Source organism: Alicyclobacillus acidoterrestris (genome assembly GCF_022674245.1).
GTDB lineage: Bacteria > Bacillota > Bacilli > Alicyclobacillales > Alicyclobacillaceae > Alicyclobacillus > Alicyclobacillus acidoterrestris.
Genome location: NZ_CP080467.1, coordinates 794,840 through 815,255 on the forward strand (window position 1 = coordinate 794,840; position 20,416 = coordinate 815,255).

General features: G+C 54.9%; 15 protein-coding genes and 1 riboswitch. Of the genes, 11 read left to right on the forward strand and 4 right to left on the reverse strand.

Annotated features, from left to right (window positions below; translation table 11 throughout):
* Window positions 1-5 precede the first annotated feature (5 nt).
* The 4 genes from pilM to proS all read left to right on the forward strand — a co-directional run bounded on the left by pilM (window position 6) and on the right by proS (window position 4,578).
* Window positions 6-1,106, forward strand: coding sequence for a type IV pilus biogenesis protein PilM (gene pilM, locus K1I37_RS03690; protein ID WP_021297340.1), 1,101 nt, complete (start codon window positions 6-8; stop codon window positions 1,104-1,106).
* Window positions 1,107-1,111: 5 nt separating this feature from the next.
* On the forward strand, window positions 1,112-1,705 hold the full coding sequence (locus K1I37_RS03695) for a PilN domain-containing protein (RefSeq protein ID WP_021297341.1): 594 nt from the start codon (window positions 1,112-1,114) through the stop codon (window positions 1,703-1,705).
* Window positions 1,702-2,304, forward strand: a complete 603-nt coding sequence (locus K1I37_RS03700; protein WP_021297342.1) for a hypothetical protein — start codon at window positions 1,702-1,704, stop codon at window positions 2,302-2,304. The genes K1I37_RS03695 and K1I37_RS03700 overlap by 4 nt, the downstream gene beginning before the upstream one ends.
* 714 nt (window positions 2,305-3,018) lie before the next feature.
* On the forward strand, window positions 3,019-4,578 hold the full coding sequence (proS, locus tag K1I37_RS03705; protein WP_021297343.1) for a proline--tRNA ligase: 1,560 nt from the start codon (window positions 3,019-3,021) through the stop codon (window positions 4,576-4,578).
* A gap of 76 nt (window positions 4,579-4,654) precedes the next feature.
* Here the strand turns inward: proS and K1I37_RS03710 are convergent, their stop codons facing one another.
* From K1I37_RS03710 to K1I37_RS03720, 3 genes are all read right to left on the reverse strand, one after another.
* Window positions 4,655-5,293 (reverse strand): HAD family hydrolase, encoded by a 639-nt coding sequence (locus tag K1I37_RS03710; protein ID WP_021297344.1) that lies wholly within the window; start codon window positions 5,291-5,293, stop codon window positions 4,655-4,657.
* Between the two features lie 74 nt (window positions 5,294-5,367).
* On the reverse strand, window positions 5,368-5,718 hold the full coding sequence (locus K1I37_RS03715; RefSeq protein WP_021297345.1) for a hypothetical protein: 351 nt from the start codon (window positions 5,716-5,718) through the stop codon (window positions 5,368-5,370).
* Window positions 5,715-6,533: a ParA family protein gene (locus K1I37_RS03720; protein WP_021297346.1), complete on the reverse strand. Its 819-nt coding sequence runs from the start codon at window positions 6,531-6,533 to the stop codon at window positions 5,715-5,717. The genes K1I37_RS03715 and K1I37_RS03720 overlap by 4 nt, the downstream gene beginning before the upstream one ends.
* A 218-nt stretch (window positions 6,534-6,751) precedes the next feature.
* Between K1I37_RS03720 and K1I37_RS03725 the strand changes: the two genes are divergently transcribed.
* The 4 genes from K1I37_RS03725 (at window position 6,752) to K1I37_RS03740 (ending at window position 14,454) form a co-directional block, all read left to right on the forward strand.
* Window positions 6,752-8,593: a PAS domain S-box protein gene (locus K1I37_RS03725; protein WP_021297347.1), complete on the forward strand. Its 1,842-nt coding sequence runs from the start codon at window positions 6,752-6,754 to the stop codon at window positions 8,591-8,593.
* A gap of 301 nt (window positions 8,594-8,894) precedes the next feature.
* A riboswitch (cyclic di-GMP riboswitch) is annotated at window positions 8,895-8,979 on the reverse strand.
* Window positions 8,980-9,296: 317 nt separating this feature from the next.
* Complete coding sequence (locus K1I37_RS03730) at window positions 9,297-10,880, forward strand: DUF4855 domain-containing protein (RefSeq protein WP_021297348.1); 1,584 nt, start codon at window positions 9,297-9,299, stop codon at window positions 10,878-10,880.
* A 7-nt stretch (window positions 10,881-10,887) separates the two neighbouring features.
* Window positions 10,888-12,288 (forward strand): hypothetical protein, encoded by a 1,401-nt coding sequence (locus K1I37_RS03735; protein ID WP_021297349.1) that lies wholly within the window; start codon window positions 10,888-10,890, stop codon window positions 12,286-12,288.
* A 24-nt stretch (window positions 12,289-12,312) separates the two neighbouring features.
* Complete coding sequence (locus K1I37_RS03740) at window positions 12,313-14,454, forward strand: peptidoglycan-binding protein (protein ID WP_021297350.1); 2,142 nt, start codon at window positions 12,313-12,315, stop codon at window positions 14,452-14,454.
* 158 nt (window positions 14,455-14,612) lie between these two features.
* Here the strand turns inward: K1I37_RS03740 and K1I37_RS03745 are convergent, their stop codons facing one another.
* A complete protein-coding gene (locus K1I37_RS03745; protein WP_031218964.1) occupies window positions 14,613-15,482 on the reverse strand; it encodes an SDR family oxidoreductase in 870 nt (289 codons plus the stop codon).
* Between the two features lie 322 nt (window positions 15,483-15,804).
* On the opposite strand from K1I37_RS03745, the gene K1I37_RS03750 reads away from it, so the two are divergent.
* The 3 genes from K1I37_RS03750 to K1I37_RS03760 all read left to right on the forward strand — a co-directional run bounded on the left by K1I37_RS03750 (window position 15,805) and on the right by K1I37_RS03760 (window position 20,282).
* A complete protein-coding gene (locus K1I37_RS03750) occupies window positions 15,805-16,308 on the forward strand; it encodes a CcdC family protein (protein ID WP_021297352.1) in 504 nt (167 codons plus the stop codon).
* 30 nt (window positions 16,309-16,338) lie between these two features.
* Window positions 16,339-17,535 (forward strand): D-alanyl-D-alanine carboxypeptidase family protein, encoded by a 1,197-nt coding sequence (locus K1I37_RS03755; RefSeq protein ID WP_021297353.1) that lies wholly within the window; start codon window positions 16,339-16,341, stop codon window positions 17,533-17,535.
* A gap of 221 nt (window positions 17,536-17,756) precedes the next feature.
* The gene (locus K1I37_RS03760; RefSeq protein ID WP_236613904.1) at window positions 17,757-20,282 is read left to right on the forward strand and encodes a transglycosylase domain-containing protein; all 2,526 of its coding nucleotides are present in this window, start codon (window positions 17,757-17,759) and stop codon (window positions 20,280-20,282) included.
* Window positions 20,283-20,416: the final 134 nt, after the last annotated feature.

Here is a 20,416-nt window from a genome sequence, read left to right on the forward strand (position 1 = left end):
GACGTATGGCGCGGGGACAGGGCACCAGTAGGATTGGACTAGATATTGGATTGGATGCCATTCGCGTGGTGGAACTCCAGGTGGGGCAGACGCTGCGGTTGCAGCAGATGAGTGAGCAACCCGTGGAAGCGGGCGTCTTCCACGGCGGTGACGATGTCGATTGGATCCGCCTTGAACAACTCATCGACCACGCGCTTCACGGTTACAAGCTGAGGGGCAAGCGCGTGCACGTGTCCATCCCCAGTGTGTACACTGTGATTCGACAACTCACGCTTCCCAACTTCACAGACGAGGAGTTGCGGGAGGTTATCGAGTTTGAATTGACCAACACGATTCACTTGCCGTTTGCCGAGGTGGTATTTGATTTTGTTCGATGCCCTGCCTCAACGGATCAGGGTGAGGGCGACAACGTGAGTGTGATTTTGATAGCAGCCGATGGCGCCTTTATTCGCCCGCTCGTGGAGCGGTTGCGCAAGCGAAAAATCAAAGTAGCGTCGATTGATATTCGCCCCTTGGCCAAGTTTCGCGTATTGCTGCGGGTGGTTGAATTGCCGGAGACGTTCATTTTGACGGAGATGGATACTCACGGCACAAGTGTCCACGTATTTCACGATGGATTGCTCTATTTGACGAGAGAAGTTCCCGTGATTCTAGGCGACAAAACAGATAGTCCGCTTGAAGGCGGGTTTGGCGAAGGCGTCGACGATAGCGCTGCGGGCGCTACGGCGATGGCCGCCACTGACGAACTATCGCTGCCTGCCACTGCGCCCGCGCGCGTGCATCCGTCGCTTGAAGTCTTGTCTTTGTCGGATTATGTGGGGCGGATTGCGTCCGAGTTGGAACGCACCATGAATTTCTTTCAGTACACGCTCAATCAGCGCTCGGCACAATTTCAGGAGATTATCATGACGGGCAGTCACTTGTTAAATCCGCACCAGCAGGCAAACATCACGGATCGGACGGGCGTCCTTGTGCGGACGCTGTCGTTTCAGGATGTGATTCAAACCAACTTCATCGCTGGGCGACGCGGGCGCTTGATTGCGGGTGATGGTTCCGTTTCGGTCGATTACACAGCCGCCATTGGACTAGCGATGCGTGAGGAGTAAACGGCGTGGATATTAACTTACTTCCGAGAGTCTCGAAACCGCGGGGCACACGATCACCATGGCACAGCCCATCCCGCAAATGGCTGGTCATTTCGGTGCCCATTGCCGTCATTGTCGCGTGTTTGGTGGCCATGCAAGTATGGTTCTACGCGACACAAGCGCGGTATACTGAGCAGGTGAACCATTTGACTCAATCGCTTGACCAGCAGGGACATTCCGCCCAGGCGGGTGGCGGTTCGACGCAAGGAATCACACAACAGGCAGAGGCACTGGCTGCAGCGCGAACGGATTGGGCCCGAGAGCTCAAGGATATCCACGACGCGCTGCCAGGGGGCATGACCGTCGATACCATTCAAGCGAGCGGATCGTCAATACAAGTTTCGGGACGAAGTTCAGGCGTCATCGCCGTCTCGACGTTCGAACACGCGCTCAGTTCAGACGCCTGGGTTCATCAAGTCACGCTGCAAAACCTCAGCTTAGGCGTCACCAACCAGACGGCGGTTATGGTTGGGCCGGCGGATGGATCGAACAAGGCTCCGCTGCAGTACCTGTACCAACTGACCATCGCACCGACACAGACGGGGGGCACGAATCCGTGAATCGGAAATTGACACCGCGGGAAACCAAACTGGTCATCGCCGTATTTCTGCTTGCACTCATCGCCCTCCTGTACTTGTTTTGGTTCCGTCCGCAATGGGACAAGCTTTTAAGCCTCCGGGGCGAGGTTGCGAATTTGCAGCAATCCATCGCCAACCGCGCCTCAAGTACCCATGCTTCGTCATCTCCGTCGCCGAACACGGTGGCTCCTCAAAGTGGGACGGGGGCGAAATCCATCACACTGCCGAGTGACGCGGATGAATCAGGCCTCCTCGCAACCTTTGCAAAAGTAGCCGCAGAGACGGGTGTAAGGGTCGTCAGCATAGCGGCCGCAAGTGCGGCGAATTCGACGGACGAATCTACTACGACCACGAATGCATCTTCTGCAAACCAGACGGGAACAACAGGTGGCGGGCAAGTGCTGCCAAATATCAGCCTTCAGTTGGCGGTGCAAGGCAGTAGTGCGCAGGTCGAAGCATTTCTGGAAGGGCTGCACGACGCTCCACGGCTGCTGGACGTGACAACCGTCAACTTGCAACCGCAGAACGGGCACACACAGGCGGATATAAATTTGTTGGCGTATTACGCGCCGAGCAACTGAGGTCCTGGTGACGGGGCCTCTCCGGCTGCGGATGGTGATTCGGTTTTGTCCGTTGCGATTGGCGCCGGATGTCTTATTAAGACGCGCGGGCGTGATTGAGGGCCGATAAGACATGAAATCTGCCCTAATGGCCGACTTTTCGCCTTTATCGGGCGGCATTTGAGTAAATAAGGTATTTTGCGTGCCCTAATTGCCCTGAGGTCGCCCAAATCCCGAAAATAGGGCAGATATTCTGCCTTATGTCACAGCCGTGGGCCACTCCCGGCGAGCAGCCCAGATGACTCCGACGTCCTGCAGCGGACGATCCCGCCCTCACGCCGATGGTCGCCTGATCCGCCCTGGCCCTGCACCACCCCGCCCCGGCCCGCCTACATCCCCACCCTATTGACATCCGCTGTCGAAAGTGTCTATATATTCGATAATCAGTGTTGAAGGGGCCAGTAGCCGGAGAGCGCAGACAAGAGACCTGATTACCTTGGTGAGAAATCAGGCTGTGAACCTCCAGTGAACCCACCCCAGAGCTGGCGATGATGAGTCGCCCGGTCGCCTCCCGTTATCGCAAGGCACCGATTCGTTCTGGTTCGTGCATGATGGAAGCCAGAGCCGATTGGAGTGGAGCGCCGCCGAAGTGGGCGGCGAATAAAGGTGGTACCGCGAGTTCAACCTCGCCCTTTGATGGGCGGGGTTATTTTTGTTTTTTGGAGGGATTTTGCGATGAAAATGTCCCATCTCGTGTTTAAAACGGAGCGTCAGGTACCGGCCGACGCGCAATTGACCAGCCATCAGTTGCTGATTCGCGCTGGGTTCGTGCGGCGCGTGTCCGCAGGGATTTACACATATGGGCCGCTCGCCGTGCGGGCGTTGCATCACATTGAGGCGATTGCGCGGGAGGAGATGGATGCGCTGGGTGCACAAGAGGTGCTATTCCCGGTGGTGCAACCGGCAGGGTTGTGGGAACAGTCTGGGCGGCTGTCGAGTATCGGCCCTGATTTAGCCCGCTTGACAGACCGCGCGGGGGCGGCGATGGTCTTGGCGATGACGCATGAAGAAACTGCCACGGATTTTTTTCGCAGCATGGTGCAATCGTATCGCGCACTGCCGCTGATGATGTACCAAATACAGACTAAATTTCGAGACGAGCCGCGTCCGCGTGGAGGGCTGATTCGACTGCGCGAATTCTTGATGAAGGACGCCTACAGCTTTCACCTAACGGTTGACGATTTGAACGCGCACTACGAAAAAGTGCTTGAGGCTTATGTTCGATTTTTCAAGCGTTGTGGCTTGGACATCGTATCCGTCGAGTCGGATACCGGGATGATGGGTGGCGGTATGGCGCACGAATTTATGTTTTTGTCTCCGATGGGTGAGGATACGCTGTTGATTTGTGACAGCTGCGGATACGCAGCGAATCGGGAAGTGGCGGTGGCACAGAAATCCAGCGGTGGGCTCGTGTGCGATGAATTGCAGGTGAAGGTGTATCGGGATGGGGCAGGTGGCGTGATCGTGGTGGTGGTCCCGAGACACCTCGACGTGAATCCGATAAAACTGACGCGTGCCGTTGGCATTGCGGATTTGGCTGAGGCTGCGGCGTCGGACGTCGCGCGCGAAGCGGCGTTCGATGTTCGTGTTGTGGTTGACGAGGGGGTTGATTCAAAGTCGGCCTGGACGGCGATTGCCGCGCATTTGGGCGACCTATCCACATGTGCGACCGTGGCGACGGCGGATATCACGAACGTGAGCGCAGGGATGGCGTGTGGGCGCTGCGGGGGCGCTTTGCGGGAGGTGCGTGGGATTGAGGCGGGGAATACGTTTAAACTTGGAACAAAGTACAGTCAGGCGATGGGGGCATCGGTGGCGGATGCCGATGGGCGGTCGATCCCGGCGGTGATGGGTTGTTATGGCATCGGTATCACGCGCGTGTTGGCTTGCATTCTCGAACAGCATCACGACGCGGCGGGGATGATGTGGCCGCGCAGCGTCGCGCCGTATGCCACACACATCGTCAGTGTCGGCGACGATGCAGCAATCGTGGGCGCCGCAGAAAACGTGTACCAGGCGCTGGGGATGGAGAATGCCATCTGGGATGATCGGGCACTGCGCCCCGGAATCAAGTTTAGCGACGCCGACTTATTCGGGATGCCGACGCGCATCACCGTGAGTGCCCGCTCCCTTGCGGCGGGTGGCGTTGAACTCATGGACAGGCGAACAGGACAAACGACCATCGTGCCCGTGGAGAACGTGCGCGAGCGGGTGCTCGGCACGCAGTCGCGCTGACGGGGCTCGTGCAGTAGGCGCATGTGGCCCTCGCGAGAAGGGCCTATTGCCCTGTGTCGGTGTGAAGGGACGACCATTAGGTGAAGTAATTCAACAATCCAGGCAGGTCTTTGACGATGTAAATGGCGCCCGTCAATTCGGATGCGTCGCCAAAGCCGAAGTCACACCCGATAAATGGCATCCCGACTTCGGCTGCGGCATCGCGATCCGTATACCGGTCTCCCACCAAGTACAATTTGGACTCTTGCCCGTAGCGTGCGACGAGTTGACGCAAGATGTCGGCTTTTCGCGTGCCGTGGACCGACTCGAGACAGAGGGGTTCATCAAACAGGTGGCCAATGCCTTGTGTGGCCATCACGGCGTCTAGGTACCGCTCGCCGCAATTGCTGGCGGTGGTGAGGATATAGCCGCGACGATGCAGTTCATGGACGACCTCGCGCGCGTGGGGCAGGAGGATATCCCGATGTCGCATGGCTTCGTCGATGCGCGTGGAGGACAGGTGGAAGGCTGCCATCTGTTCCTCTGCGGTGTGATTCGGCATCAGCGACTGCCAAATTTCTCTGTCCGGGAGTCCAAACGTCTTTAAAATCTGTTCGTCTGTCGGTAAGTCCGCAGGCTTGACGGAGAACTCGGCCATTGCGGATTTGTAGGCGTCTATCGCGATGTCGCCGGTGTTGATGAGGGTGCCGTCGAGATCAAAAATGATAACTGCCACAAGATTTCCTCCACAATTTATCTTTTGGGTGTTCTGTTCACTTTAAATGTACGGTGCGGCCTGCAGGCTATGCATTATTCCTGCGGTGGCCATGCGTTGTGCTCTTTCAGCGAGGTTTCAACGAGTCCTCGAATCCACTCGCTCTTGCTGGTCTTCGTCCCCGTTTGCAGATATTGACGAAGCAGAAACATTTCCAATGCCTTATCTAAATCCTCATCAAAGTACAGGGTGGTGACTTTCCGCTTGATTTTTTTCGGCCGTCCAGGCCGGGGCGGCGAATCCACCTCAATCGCATTTGGCGCGACTGCTTTTGCGATGATGGGCTCAGGCGTCGGCTGAGGTGCGGGCGCAGGTTGGATAAGTTCCTGGTGAACGGTGCGCGACCGGGCTAGCCGCTGTTGCAATTTCTCCTTTAACTCGCTCATAGCCGCTGTAACAACTCCTCGGTAAACTGCTCATACTCCTGGATGGCACGACGCAGTTCGCGGTTTTCAACAAATCCTTGCAAGTTCAAACGTCCGGTCGCGGCTCTGCGGTAGATTCGCTGGGCGAACAAAAGTGGACCATATTCGTCGTCTTCCGCGAGGGTCTCCAACAGCAATTGCGCATCGGCCCGGCGCTTTTCGACCATTGTGGCGAGAATTCCGGCGACTTGGAGGTTTGGGTTCAGTTGTTGCCGAACGTGATACACGGTTTCGAAAAATCGCGGCAGTGCATCGAGACAGAATTTACTAGGTTCAAATAGGGACACGATGTGTGTGGCCGCAGCCATGCCATTGATAGATTGGTCCCCTAAACTCGGTGGACTGTCGATCACGACGAAATCATATGGCCGAACCCGAAGGATTTTCTCCAACGCACCGCGGAGTACAAGACCTGGGTTTTTGCCTGGGTAGTTGCGCTCGAATTCGCGGTACAGCCACCTGGACAGGGTGGCCATGAAATCCTCGCTAGGCATCAAATCAATGCCTTCCGATACTGGATGAACGTAGTTGCTGACTAGTTCTTCGCCGTTTGCTTCGACGCTTTTCATCGCTTCCAGCGCGGTTCTGCCACTGTACTCGTAAATGTCGTCGTGTTCACTCAATAGGTTGGTCAGGTTGCCTTGCGAGTCCAGATCGATTGCTAATACCTTTTGGCCGCGCTTGGCCAATATGTACGCAGTTGCCGCTGCTGTGGTGCTCTTCGCGGCGCCGCCTTTTTGGATGCCGAAGTATAGTACGGTGGTTTTACTTGTCAACAGAGTACGCTCCCTTCGCCCATATTCTAGCATATTTGCGGAGAACGTATATCGATATCTATATCCGTATATATTGATGTATTTCGATATGGTTGTATCGATATATTGTTACGCAGGGTGGAACGCGGGTATTTCCGCCTTTTTTGGAAATTGACGATCCTTTGGGCACATGATACAATACAAAGGAAACAAATCAAGTTTGAGGGGCGCGTACACGGATGAGTACGCTAGTCAATTCAACACGCGACATTGTCTGGCAAAAAGAGATCTTGGAGAGTATCTACGACGGATATTACGAGATGGACCAATCTGCAAACCTCGTGATGTTGAATTCTTCTCTGTGCGAGATTTTACGCGTACCAGAGTGTCAATTAATCGGTAAGGCATATCGAAGACATTTAACCTATTCACAGGCGAAGAGTTTGTATCGTCTGTGGTCATTTGTCTGGCGTACAGGAGCCCCTCGACGGGCGCATGAGTTTCAGTTTACGAGTGGGGATGGACAAGAACTGACGCTTGAGGCGTCGGCGACTTTGGTTCGAAATTCGTTCGGGGCGCCGGTTGGGATGCGTGGCATCATTCGGAACATTACCGACCGCAAACGGGTGGAATGCGCGTTGCGCGAGAGCGAGCGTCGATATCGGTCGCTGTTCGACGAAAACTCTGATCTCGTCGTTCAACTCGACCTCAAAGGCAGAATTGTCGACGTCAATCCGATGACAGAGGAATTTATCGGGTACGACCGAGAGTCGCTGTTGGGTCTACCACTCCAAGTCTTTTTATCCAAGCAGGATATTTATCACTTGTTGCGTGGCTTCGTATACTCACGTGCGGGCGTCATTAAGGAGCTCGAGGTACTGATTCGCCACCGCACAGGTAGACCGATTCGCGTGCGGTTAAAAGTGATTCCAATTCGGGCGGATGACACGGTGACGGGTGTATTTGCGATCTGTCGCGACGTGACTGAAAGGCATGCCACAGTCGAGGCCATTCGCAAACTCAGCATACAGACCAAATCTATTTTGGAATCGGTTGCGGAGGGGATTTGCGGCGTCGATTTACAGGGTCGTGTGATTTTTGTCAATCCGGCTGCGGAACGGATGTCTGGATACGCTGCGGCCAATCTCCACGGGCGAGATTTTTATGAGACGCTCGGGTGCTCGGGCAACAGCCACATCAGGGAGCGCGGGCATCGAAATCCAGTCCAGGAGGCCATGCACAGCGGTCAAACGCGGCACATTGTGGATGTGCAGTTCTGGCGAAAGGACGGTACGCCGTTTCCTGTGGAGTACGTGGTCTCGCCGATTTACGAGGAAGACCAGGTGACCGGTGCTGTGCTCGTGTTTCGGGATATCACGTTGCGGCGGCAGTCGGAAGAGATGCTGCTGCGTTCCGAGAAACTGTCGGTGGTGGGCCAACTTGCGGCGGGCATTGCGCACGAGATAAGAAACCCACTGACGACGTTAAAGGGGTTCTTGCAATTGGTCGCCAAGCAACCGGAGTCAGGTCCCAAGTACGCGGACATTATGAGCACAGAGATCGAACGGATATCGCGCATCACGAATGAGTTGTTGGCTGTGGCCCGGCCCCAGTTTTCCGAGTTTCAGTCGACGCCCGTCGAGCAAATCGTGACGCGGGTATATGACCTCTTCCACTCCGAGGCGCTGATGCAGGGCATTGTCATGGAGATGCATCTGCAGGACGAAGGCGCCATGGTATTGTGCGAAGCGGATAGAATTCATCAGGTGTTAGTCAATCTGATTAAGAACGCGATGGATGCGGTCACTGGCGGCGGAAGAGTTTACCTGTCCACTTGGGTGGACGCGGATAAGGTGTACATCCGTGTGCGGGATACGGGGATTGGGATGGACGCAACGACGCTTGAACACGTCGGCGAACCATTTTATACCACGAAGTCTGGTGGAACCGGTCTTGGTGTGATGGTCTGCCAGCGAATTGTCCAGTCGCATGGCGGGTGTATTGAATGGGATAGCAAGGTGGGTGAAGGGACGACAGTCACGATGAATCTACCGTTACATATGCTTGGGAACCATGCTTGAGTGGCCATTTCGCGATTGCTGGGTTACATTACATAGAATACATGGATAACGTGATGTATATACAGAAGAGGGCCGCGCAGCGCGTGGCCCTCTTCTGTGGAAAAAGATAAATCATGCCAAAAACGGTTGTTGCCTGGCTTTTGCAGCCATCATTGCTCTGTCTTTTTTCTTTTCAACCCTTGACCCCTGACGTGGCCGCACCTATCCGACCCTGGTATGCAACTGGCGTACACCGCCATGCACCTCGCTTTCAGGATGGATACACGTGACCTCCGCGGCACATAGCAAAGGCCACCTGTAATAAACAGGTGGCCGGTTGCACAACTCACTCCCCCAGCTCTTATGTGCCCACGTGACGAGCAGGGATCATCATGTCCACTCTTCCGAATGCTGTTCAGTTGATAAACGTTACTTGAATTATATGGGGAATTTTAGCGAGGCGTCAACTGGTTCTATGAAATATCTGATTTTGCGTAATGACGGTACTTGCTGGTGATCGAAGGGTTTACCCCTTAGGGAACTGCCCTTATAATAAACTGGTAACTCTATGAGCTTTTGGTGGCAGTCTATCTTACTGCCCAATTGATGTAACATTCTGTTTGATTTTGTCGTCTTTTCTTGATAATGGCCAGCACGGTACGACCCCCATGCGGCTTCCTTGTCTCCCAAAGCGCGGACTGAGAACATTAATGGAGGATGAAACATGAACCATTTGCGCCGGCGGTGGGCGGCTGCTGTCGCGGCGTCCACGACCCTTGGGCTCGCTTTGATGAGTCCCTCCGTGTCCGCTGCAACCCCCGCTTCGATGCAAGACCTCACATCACTAGGCACTATCTCAACTACCGTAACAGGTCTGCCAGATTCCACGTTTTCGCAGAATGAAGCGGCCTATCGCCAACCTGTGACCAGCAAAACTGGCTGGCTTGGGTTCAACCACCAGGGTGGACGATATATCACTGTGAAATTCGGACGTTCCGTAGATGTGCGCCATATTGAAATTACGGCGATGCAAAACCAGTCGATGGGCGTCTATTATCCGGATTACGTCCAATTTCAATTCGAGCAGGATGGCACATGGTACTCTGCTGGAAACCGCTATTCTGCCATCCCGCAGAGTGGGCAAAAATCGACGACTCAAACCTACGCATGGGACAGCGACACAGGCATCGAGGCGGACGCCATTCGCCTGTACATCCCCGTTGGTGTTTGGGTGTTCGTCCGCGGTCTTGATGTCAAGGGCAGTACCTCTGCCGTGGGCAGTGCTGCGAATACGCTCGGATACGTGCCCGGCCAGCAGGACGACATCGGACCACTTTCTCCGACATCTGCAAGTGCAGCAGGAATTCACAACATGTTGCTCGTCGAGACGGGAGCGCACGGGGAAGAAGGCACCTGGTCCGCGAGCGATTTCCTGCCGATGGTGGCAGATGTCGATACCTCGGGCAACATTACGAGTTCCCTGTTTGATACGATGTTGTTTCTTCCCTATGGGAACGTGAGCAACACAGTGACAGGACTCACCAACTATATCAACGATTTGTTTGCGCCGAATCAACAGCTTTCCGCGCTCGACCAGGCTGTCGCTCAGCGCGACCAGGCGCTGGGTACGACCGATAAGGAAAAGGTTGTGCTGACGATTCCGTATTTCGGTTATGGTACGCACGATTTCGGTTCGGTGAATGGGCAAGACGTGAACTTCGGTGGTTCCGCTACTGATCCGAATGCGCTAGCGGCCCGCGAGACGGCCATGAAATGGTATTTGCAAACGCTGATGTCAAAATGGCAGGCGGCTGGTTTTCAGCATCTGCAACTCGATGGAATCTATTGGGACGAGGAGCAGTACCACGTCACGACGCCAGGGGAATTCTTCTATCTGCAATATGCGGTTTCGCAAGTGCACCAGTTGAACTTACCTCTATTTTGGATCCCGTTTTATGGTGCCGATAGGACGAACCAATGGCAATCCCTTGGCTTTGATGCGGCGTGGATTCAGCCGAATTATGTGGAGCAGGGCGCCAATGCCGATGTGATTCGCATCAGCAACGCGATGGAGACCGCCAAGCAGAGCGGGATGGGCATTGAAGTTGAGTTGACCGGATTAGACGCCAGCAACCAACAACTGTATGACACCTTTTTGGACAAGTTGAACCTCGAAGGGTTTGGCAAAGACCAGGTCAGTCACGCGTTTTATGACGGATCGAAATTGCTTGTGACGGCCGCCGAATCGACGGATCCTACACAGCGCGCCGCGTATGACGCGACCGCCGCGTTTATCGAAGGAAAGTGAGGGCGCTATGAAGCGATATGTGCTAAGCAGTTCCCTGGGCGTTGTTGTGGCGGCTGGCCTGGCGTTGACACCGATGGTGACGCCGGTCGCCGCCGCGGCCAGTCCGCAATACAAGATGGAGAAAAAGACCATTGTGCTCAATGGCAAGACGATTTCACAACCCTATGGCTTTACATATAACAACACGACCTATATGCCCATTTGGTATGTGGAGCAGGGACTGACACAACTGGGGATTACAAGTTCCTGGAAGAACAACGTGTGGAACCTTCAGGTCCCCTCGACGATGACAGTCGATAAATCGAACATTCAGGTGGGGTCGGGGAAGATTTCACTCGAAATCAACGGCCAGTTGATGCACAAGGTGAACGGGATTGCCGCAGTCGATCCCGCCTCGGGCAAAGCAACCACCTTCATCCCGATTTGGTACACCCAGCAACTGCTCTCGCGCGTCGGCATCACGGCGCCGTGGGACGGTACCACGTGGACGCTGAACGCGCCGACCAAAGTCACGCCACCACCTGCACTGCCAGCGAACGAGGTGCCTGTGTGGCAGGTCTTGCAGCAGGTGGAAAGCGCCTTTGGCATTTCTGCGAAGGCTTCGGGTACCAGTAGTTATAGCGACATTGCCACGACAGACAGCCATTTTGCTGTGGTGCAAACGGCGATTAGCAAACACATCTATACACCGCCGTCGTCGACCCATTCGGGCGCTTATGACGCCATGAGCGTCGGTGGTATAGACCAGGTCTTGTGGAACGCGTATGGGCTGACCGACGCGTCATTTGAGCCAGGCGGCGCTCCGTTTGCCTGGGCGAACGACACTGGGCTGAATCCGTCGGGCGTGCAGACGAGCGACTTGTTGAGTCCGCAGGAATTATCCGAAATCGTGTCGAACATTGCTCATCACCAAACTGGTTTTGTCAAACTTGACGCCGATACCTATCAAGTCGAGTACCCCATTCGTGATGAGGCGACCGCTACCTTTAACGGTGACAGTGCGGGCGGGCAGCCATTCTTCACGTCGAACCAGGACGTTCAAAACGCCATCATCCAAACCTATCAGTTCTTCGACAGTATTCAAGTGACGAACGAGAATGGTACGTGGGTGTTGACCATGCCGAGCGAAGGTGCGACCAGTTGGTTTAGTTACACGACGACGCTGGGTCAAATTCAGTACGAGCGCCCGGGGGATACGACGTGGTCGACGACGGATGTACTCGACAGCCGAGACTTGGGCTTGGCGGCCGATGACAGCATTCGCGTCAAATTGCCTACGTCGTCATCCATTTCGATTTCGATGAACCAAATGCTCCCCGATCTCGGCGGAACAGTGGTCCTAGGCGAAATTCAAGTTGCCGTAGAAAATGGCGCGCTATCCGTACAGCGCATCGATATTAGCTCATGACTGAGAAGCGGGGGTTCATAATTTGTGAAGAAACAGCGTCTGCTCGCCGTGATGATATTGCCAAGCCTTGCCTCGGGGGCAATGCCCATTGTGGCGCATGCTGCAACCACCAGTACTGAACCAGTGTTACAGGTGGGATCGACCGGGGCAGCAGTGGTCACCTTGCAGAACGATTTGAACGCGCTTGGGTTTACCGTCGGACAAGCCGATGGCGATTACGGCCCGTTGACGACGACAGAGGTCAAAGCGTTTCAAACGAGTCACCACCTGACGGCAGACGGCGCGGTGGGGCCACAGACTTGGTCTGCGATAGACGCCGCAATGGCGGCATTTGCGTCGAAGCCGGTCAACCTGAGTGCCAACAGTCCACTCGTCACGCACTTGGAAGCCAAGCAGATTTACTACAATGGAAAGCTGATTACGTCTCCGGACGGCTTTACATATCAAGGCACCACCTACATGCCGATTTGGTATGTGATGAACACGATGGATCAAGTAGGCTTCCAGCACACCTGGTCCAACAACGTTTGGAACATTATCGTGCCGTCCAATAGCGGCTTCAAGGTGGATTACAGTAACATCAAGTACGGCAAAGGCAGCACGTCTATCGCCATCAATGGCACGGTTGTCGATAGAGTGGACGCGGTCATCCACGTTGATCCGGCGTCGGGGCAGCCAACGACCTATCTCCCGATTTGGTACGTCATGGACGCACTCACGCGGGTTGGAATTCAGTCAGGATGGCAGGGCACGACGTGGACCATGAAGCCGCCCGCTACGACGCCTACGGGCGGATCGACCGGAACGAGTGGATCCACCGGAACGACGGGATCAAGTGGATCAACAGGATCGAGCGGATCAACAGGTTCAAGTGGTTCGACAGGATCGACAGGATCGACAGGTTCAAGTGGATCAAGTGGTTCGACGGGCTCCTACACGAATGTGGATTTGCGCTTCCCCGCACCGGGTAACGTGAACGCGAACACGATTGACCAGTACTTGTTGGCGAATCACTCGCCGATGAACGGGCTTGGCGCATCGTTCATGGCGGCGCAAAACACGTATGGCGTCGATGCCAACTACTTGGTCTCGCACGCGATTTTGGAGAGCGCGTGGGGGCAAAGCCAAATTGCGCTCGCGAAGAATAACCTATTTGGTTATGGCGCTTATGACGCCGATCCCGGTGATGACGCCGGGATGTTCCCAAGCGATGATTACGCGATTCGCTTCGAGGCGTGGGAAGTCCGTTCGAACTATTTGACGCCTGGCGCCAGTGAGTACGTTAGTCCGACGCTGACGGGGATGAACGTCCATTATGCGACAGATCCGCAGTGGGCATCGAGTATCGGCAGCTTGATGGCGCAATTCTCGGGCTCGGTCGGATCGACTATCAGCGACTACACGCAGTACACGCCGGGTCAAAGTGCACCTGCACCAAAGAGCAATTCGGAACCGGTCTACTACTTGAACGGCGCCAAAGGGACGACCAAGGCTACCCCGTACTACAATGGGGTCCCGTATTTCTCCAGTATGGGCACGGGGATGCAGGAAATGTTCTTTGGCCAGTTGAGCATCGGGAGTTCCGGTGAGCCCGTGATGGAGGTGCAGCAGTTCCTCAACCAGCAAATCGGGGCGGGACTGACGGTCGATGGCCAGTTCGGCCAGGCCACGCAAACTGCGGTCAAAAAGTTTGAGTCGCAAGTGATGGGCATGGCGAACCCGGACGGCATTTGGAGCTATAGCATGTGGACGAAGTACATTGGAACGTCGAGCAGTCAGCCGACCATTCCGGCGGGGACGACCGTGAATATCACCCAAATTGAACAGGGGATGGCCGGAGGCCTTGTGGTTCCGTGGTACTACGTTCAGGGCTATGGTTGGGTGGATTCCCAGTATGTCTCGTTTAACAACGTCTATCGGGTGCAGGTGGCAACCCCGACAGGTACGAGTACCTCCGTTCCGGTATACAGCGCAAGTAACACCTCGCAACAGATTGCGACGCTCCACAACGGGGACTTCGTCGTGGCCAACAGCGCGAGCCCATCAGGCGGTGGTTATACCGTTCAAATTGCGGTAGAACTCGCGACGGGCGGCGCGGCTGCAGGGACGTTGATGACTGGCGTCATCCCGGCGAATGGGTCCGTGACGTTGGTCGCGCAACATTAATTCTAGTGGTGATGGGCCGTACAGAGGCACCGTTTAAAACACCTCGAACTGCACACGGCTTTCAGCGCGTGTCGCGGTTCGAGGTGTTTGCGTTTCGTAGGCGACTCTTGTCGGTCACACACCAGTTGACATTCGTTGATGAGTCGACCTGTTGGATGTCACCCGTTGACAACGTCTCCGCCGTTGACGTGCAGGACTTGACCACTCACGTAGGAGCTGTCGGAGCTCGCGAGGTAGACGTACGCTGGCGCGAGTTCTGCTGGTTGTCCAGCGCGTTTCATCGGCGCAGTGCTGCCGAATTCAGCGACTTGTGCCGCATCGAACGTCGAGGGGATGAGCGGCGTCCAGATGGGGCCTGGGGCGACCGCGTTCACCCGGATACCTTGCTTGATCAGCGACAGTGAAAGCGATCTCGTCAAGGTGACGATGGCACCCTTGGTCGCAGAATAGTCTATCAGTGTCTCATTGCCCTTGTAGGCTGTGATGGACGTGGTGTTGACGATGGTTGCGCCTGGCTTCATGTGGGGAAGTGCCGCCTGAATCATATAAAAGTAGCCGAATACGTTGGTGCGAAAGGTGCCTTCCAACTGTTCGGGCGTGATGTCGAGAACGCTCTGTTGCGGATGCTGTTCCGCGGCGTTGTTGATAAGGATATCGAGTTTGCCGAATCGCTTTACGACGTCGTCGATAGCGCGTTTGCACAGGGCGGGATCACGTACGTCAACAGGCAGCGAGATGCACTGACGTCCATATTCGCCAACTGCCTTGACGGTGTCGTCGGCGTCTTCGTGTTCGTTGTAATAGACGATAGCGACATCGGCGCCTTCCTTGGCGAAGGCGATGGCCACCGCACGCCCAATGCCGCTGTCGCCGCCGGTGATGACCGCAACTTTGTCGGTCAATTTGCCGCTGCCGCGGTACGCCTTATTGTCACAGTCTGGGGTGGGTGTCATCAACCGCTGAAGGCCGGGTTGCTCGGATTGATGTTGCGGCGGGAACGAGGTCGGATAGGGCGTAACTTGAATCATCGTTTGGGTCGTTGTGCCACTGGAGCTCCCTGAAGACTGGCTGTTTTGCGCCATACTGGCACCTCCATCATACGTTGTTTTTTCCTTAGGATGGTTCATGGCGCACTTTCTATGCTTTGGACCTATTGGCCCGATACGGAAAATAGGAATGGCTGTTATGCAGAATGAGACTGCGCAGCTTGAAATTACCACCTGGATGTCGTAATTTTGTGGGACTCCGTTCAAAAACACGACAAGGATTTGATGGTATACTGACAGCTATGGTGATTCGTCATTGCCAACGTGTTGCAATCAAGCGCGCTCATGAAAGAGAGGGTTTGACATGCCAAACGCTGTGGCGACAGTGATTGGGACTGTGATTGCAGTGGTTTTTGCGCTCACGGTGATTTTTATTCGGTTGCGGGCTTCTGGGAGGCCGACCAACGCCAGGAAGATTCTGATTCCACCAGTGATGATGAGTACAGGCTTCCTGATGTACATTTTCCCGTTCACGCGTGAACGCTTGGCTTATGCGCTCATCGCCTTTGTGGTCGGGTGTTTGCTCAGTTATCCGCTGATTGCGACCTCAAAGATGTTTGTTCGCGATAATCTTGTGTACTTGCATCGCTCGAAGGCGTTTATTTACATTCTTTTGGGGTTGCTCGTACTGCGTCTGATCTTGCATAGTGTTGTAGAGCAGTATGTGGACATCTATCAAACCGGATCTTTGTTCTTCGATTTGGCGTTTGGAATGCTTGTCCCTTGGCGTCTGGCGATGTTCGTGCAGTATCGCAGGCTGACGCAGGGGCGTGACTCTGTTGGGCCGTCCGTCGAATCGAAGGCTTAGTATATTGCAGAAAATGTAGGAGGATCATTTGTGCGCAGCATCAAGTGGATTATCATCGCGCTCGTCATTATCGCTATACCCGTCGTCCAGTTCGTCCGACCTGTACCGCACTTGTCCTTGCAAGTAAGCGGTGCGACAGTGAACACCGTACCCGGAGCAAAGCCCAAAATTGATTGGCCGAGTGAGGGACAAGCTGCTCTTGCCGCCATTGGAGTTGGCGACATGGGGCACTCGGGTGCGCAGACACCAACGCCGATTGCCAGTGTCACGAAAGTGATGACGGCGTACCTGGTATTGAAGAAGCATCCGCTGAGCATCGGTCAGGATGGTCCGTCCATCACGGTCACAAATGAAGACTACCAAACGTATGTAAGTGATAAGGCAAAGGGTGAGTCCGTCTTGCAGGTCAAGCCCGGCGAGAAGCTCACGGAGCGCCAAGCGCTTGAAGGGTTGATGCTGCCTTCCGGTAACAATGTCGCAAGTATGTTGGCGAAGTGGTGTGACGGCACGGAGAGCGCCTTTGTCAATGAAATGAACAGCACCGCGAAGTCGATGGGGATGACCAACACCCACTATGTGGATGCCAGTGGCTTTAACCCGGGCAGTTCCAGTACGGCGGTCGACCAAGTCAAACTGTTCTCCGCCGCAATGCAATTGCCGACGTTTAAGTCTGTGGTGGCAGAGCCACAAGCGACTTTGCCGGTTGCAGGCACGGTTTACAATGTCGACTCGGAAGTCGGTCATGGTGTCATTATCGGCGGCAAGACGGGTAGCACGTCGCAGGCGGGCGGATGTTTCGTGTTCGCTTCGCAAAAGACGATTGGCGCAAAGGATGTCATTATCGTCGGTGCTGTGCTGGGGCAGACGAAGACACCTGAACTACAAACTGCACTGGATGCTGGGGTGACTTTGTCGAAAAATGCGCAGGCTGCCTTGCGCCACGTGCAAGTTGTCAGCGCAAATACGCCAATTGCAACGCTCAGCGCGCCGTGGACGTCGTCCGATGAGGTCGTTCGTGCGGGTGAAAACGTCAGTGTGATCGGCTGGCCTGGAATGCCAATTCACGAGTCGGTGCAGCAAGTCGACAACCTTCCGACGCATGTTGATGCCGGCGCCACGATTGGAACGCTGACCATTACGGTTGGAGATCAGACGCAGAAGATTCCACTGAAGACGACGAAGGCGATGGACGGTCCAAGTTACGCTTGGCGACTGAAACGACTGTAAGTTCGTCACATCGGTTTTCTGTCATATGGCCCCTTGAACATGTGGGGCCACTCGGTTTGGGAAGTAAACTATTCAATCTTGTAGATTTTGAGACGTGTGCCATGTGTCTGCATGGCACACGTCTGCGTCATGGCAATATTTACGGCAAGAGGCCACGCTAGGGTGGAGGCGGGCGCAACTAGGCGTAAATTGGACCTATCAGCGAGGAGGTGCCGCGTTTGGTGCGGCGTTGGATATCAATTGTTGCTGCTTTGGTCATCACCATTATCGTCTTGATCGCACTCGCGTTTTATTTGGCGGTTCGGTTTATTCCGTTTCAAGCTTCAGAGTTGGAAAAAGTGCACCAACCGTCCATTGTCTACGCCGAGGATGGGACAAAATTGATGTCTCTGGGTTCTCCGGCGACGGACCTCGCATATGGACAGATTCCGAAGAACGTGCAAAACGCTATTGTTGCGACGGAGGACCACTCGTTCTGGACGAATTCTGGCGTTGACTTGAAGTCCGTCGTCAGATCAGTCTTTGTCGACACACTTTCCGGCAGCTTGGAGCAAGGTGCCAGCACGATTCCGGAACAGTTGGCCAAAATGGTCTACCTGACCGACAAAAAGACGTTTACGCGAAAATTTGAGCAGATTGTTCTGGGTGTCCAAATTGAACGCAACTTCACGAAGCAGGAAATATTGGCTATGTACTTAAATCGGATCCCGTTGGGCGAGGGGAGCACGGGTATCGAGCAAGGGGCTCAGCGTTACTTCGGCATTGATTTGAAAAAGAACCCGAATAAGCTGACGCTTGCAGATGCCGCGCTGTTGGCGGGATTGCCACAGGCCCCGTCGGCGTATGACCCGATACAGCACCCAAAAGCCGCACTTACAAGGCGGAACCAAGTACTTGAGAACATGGCGCATTGGGGATACATCTCGGAAAGTCAGGCGAAGCAAGCGGAGAAAGCGCCGCTTGGCATCGTCAAGTCCGGTAGTGCCAACAGCAATGACGGATGGGATACCAATCCGCTATTGACCAACTTTTTGCTGGACTACCTCAGTAAACACAACATTCCGCCTGAGGAAGTGGAACAGGGCGGTTTGAAAATTTATACGACGATTAGTCCTGCTGTTCAGAACGCCATCAACGAGGTGTTCTGGAGCGGGAAATACGATTCAGATTTCCCGGGCCCGACATCGGGTACGGTGGTCCAGGGCGCCGCTGTGTTTGTCGATCCGAAGACGGGTGGCATCCTTGGTGCCGCGGGCAGCCGTCATCAGGATTTCACGCCGCTTGGGCTGGATCGCGTGTATAGTGGAAGTTCACCGGGGAGTTCTATCAAGCCGATTATGGAATATGCACCGGCGCTGGAATCGGGCAAGTGGTCGTATACGTCCATTCTCGACAATGCGCCGCAGGACTTCGGTGATGGCTATGAGCCGTCGAACTGGGAAGTTGGCGGACCGTCGAAAGTCACCTTGCAGTATGCGCTCGAGGAGTCGCAAAATATTGCCTCTGTCTGGTTGCTACAACAAATTGGGTTGTCGACAGGCGTCAACTTTGCCGAAAAAGATGGTATTCAATTGAGTTCGAGTGCGCGTCAACACCTGGGTATTGCAATTGGTGGCGAAGTCAATGTCACACCGTTGCAGATGGCAGGTGCGTACACGCCATTCGCGAATCAGGGCGTCCGCTCGCAGCCGTATTTGATTAACAAGATTGTGAATGCACAGGGGACGATTCTCTATCATGAATCGCCGTCGCAATCGCAAATTATGTCGAGCCAGACCGCGACGGATATGACGCGGCTCATGCAGGATGTTGTCGATTACGGCACAGGCCAGTATGCGAAGCTGTCGAATTGGGGTGTCGCTGGTAAAACGGGTACAGTGCAGTATGATCCGGGGCTCAATGGCAGCCACGACAACTGGATTCGCGATGGTTGGTTCGATGGCTATACGCCAACGCTTGTTGGAAGCATTCATATTGGTTATGACCAGACGGATGCCAACCATCATATGACGATGACACCGGAAGACCCATCCGGCAATGCAGCGCAAATTTTCCACGACATCATCGCGCTGGCCTTGCAAAATGAGCAGCCGCAACAGTTTGCTGAGGGGCCGTACCCATACAATACGGGAACGGCGGATGGTATCAATTACGCCAATCAGAACCAAGCGCCGTCGACGAAGGCGACAGGGATCCAAGGGCTCACCGCGTCGTACGACGCCGCTAAGAATCAAGTCAGCCTGAGTTGGCAAGGCGGGTTCCCGACGACTGTCACATACGCTGTGACACGGCAAACGGTCGGGTCAAGCGACCAGATACCCGTTGGCGAGACACAGGGTACGAGTATGATTGATACAGCTGTCCAACCAGGGCAGGTCTATCAGTACACTGTACAGGCGACAGATCCGAATTCCGGAAGTGCCTTGGGGACGCCGGCGACGGTCACGGTGCAGACGGGCGCCGTACAAACGCCGCCTGGCAGTGGACAGGGCAACAATACCACAACCCCTGGTGTGGGACCTGGCACGAGTCCGGGACAAGGCGATGCAGGAAGCACACCGCCTTCGGGTATACCTGGTTCACCACAAAGTGGCGATTCAGGTGGAACGACCGATGAGGGTGGCGGCGGTGCGTCGTCCGGCGATGGAACGTCACCTGGTGGGGATGGTCCAGGTGGATCGACCAATGACGGATTCGGTTCACAAACGTGGGCACCGCCAGGTGAGGCCAGGGGCCATCGTCATTGATACTTGTGATTTACAAAGATTTGGAGGCACGCTCCGCAATTTGGAGCGTGCCTCTTTTTGATTCCGTCCATAGGGAGGCTTGAATTAAGTGTGTTATGTGATATGATACACTTAATTCACTTCACACACCGTTG

Coding starts and splice junctions, on each gene's coding strand:
- pilM (WP_021297340.1), top strand. CDS start 6: ATGGCGCGGGGACAGGGCACCAGTAGGATTGGACTAGATATTGGATTG.
- K1I37_RS03715 (WP_021297345.1), bottom strand. CDS start 5,718: ATGAGCGAGTTAAAGGAGAAATTGCAACAGCGGCTAGCCCGGTCGCGC.
- K1I37_RS03750 (WP_021297352.1), top strand. CDS start 15,805: ATGCCAAACGCTGTGGCGACAGTGATTGGGACTGTGATTGCAGTGGTT.
- K1I37_RS03725 (WP_021297347.1), top strand. CDS start 6,752: ATGAGTACGCTAGTCAATTCAACACGCGACATTGTCTGGCAAAAAGAG.
- proS (WP_021297343.1), top strand. CDS start 3,019: ATGAAAATGTCCCATCTCGTGTTTAAAACGGAGCGTCAGGTACCGGCC.
- K1I37_RS03730 (WP_021297348.1), top strand. CDS start 9,297: ATGAACCATTTGCGCCGGCGGTGGGCGGCTGCTGTCGCGGCGTCCACG.
- K1I37_RS03735 (WP_021297349.1), top strand. CDS start 10,888: ATGAAGCGATATGTGCTAAGCAGTTCCCTGGGCGTTGTTGTGGCGGCT.
- K1I37_RS03745 (WP_031218964.1), bottom strand. CDS start 15,482: ATGATTCAAGTTACGCCCTATCCGACCTCGTTCCCGCCGCAACATCAA.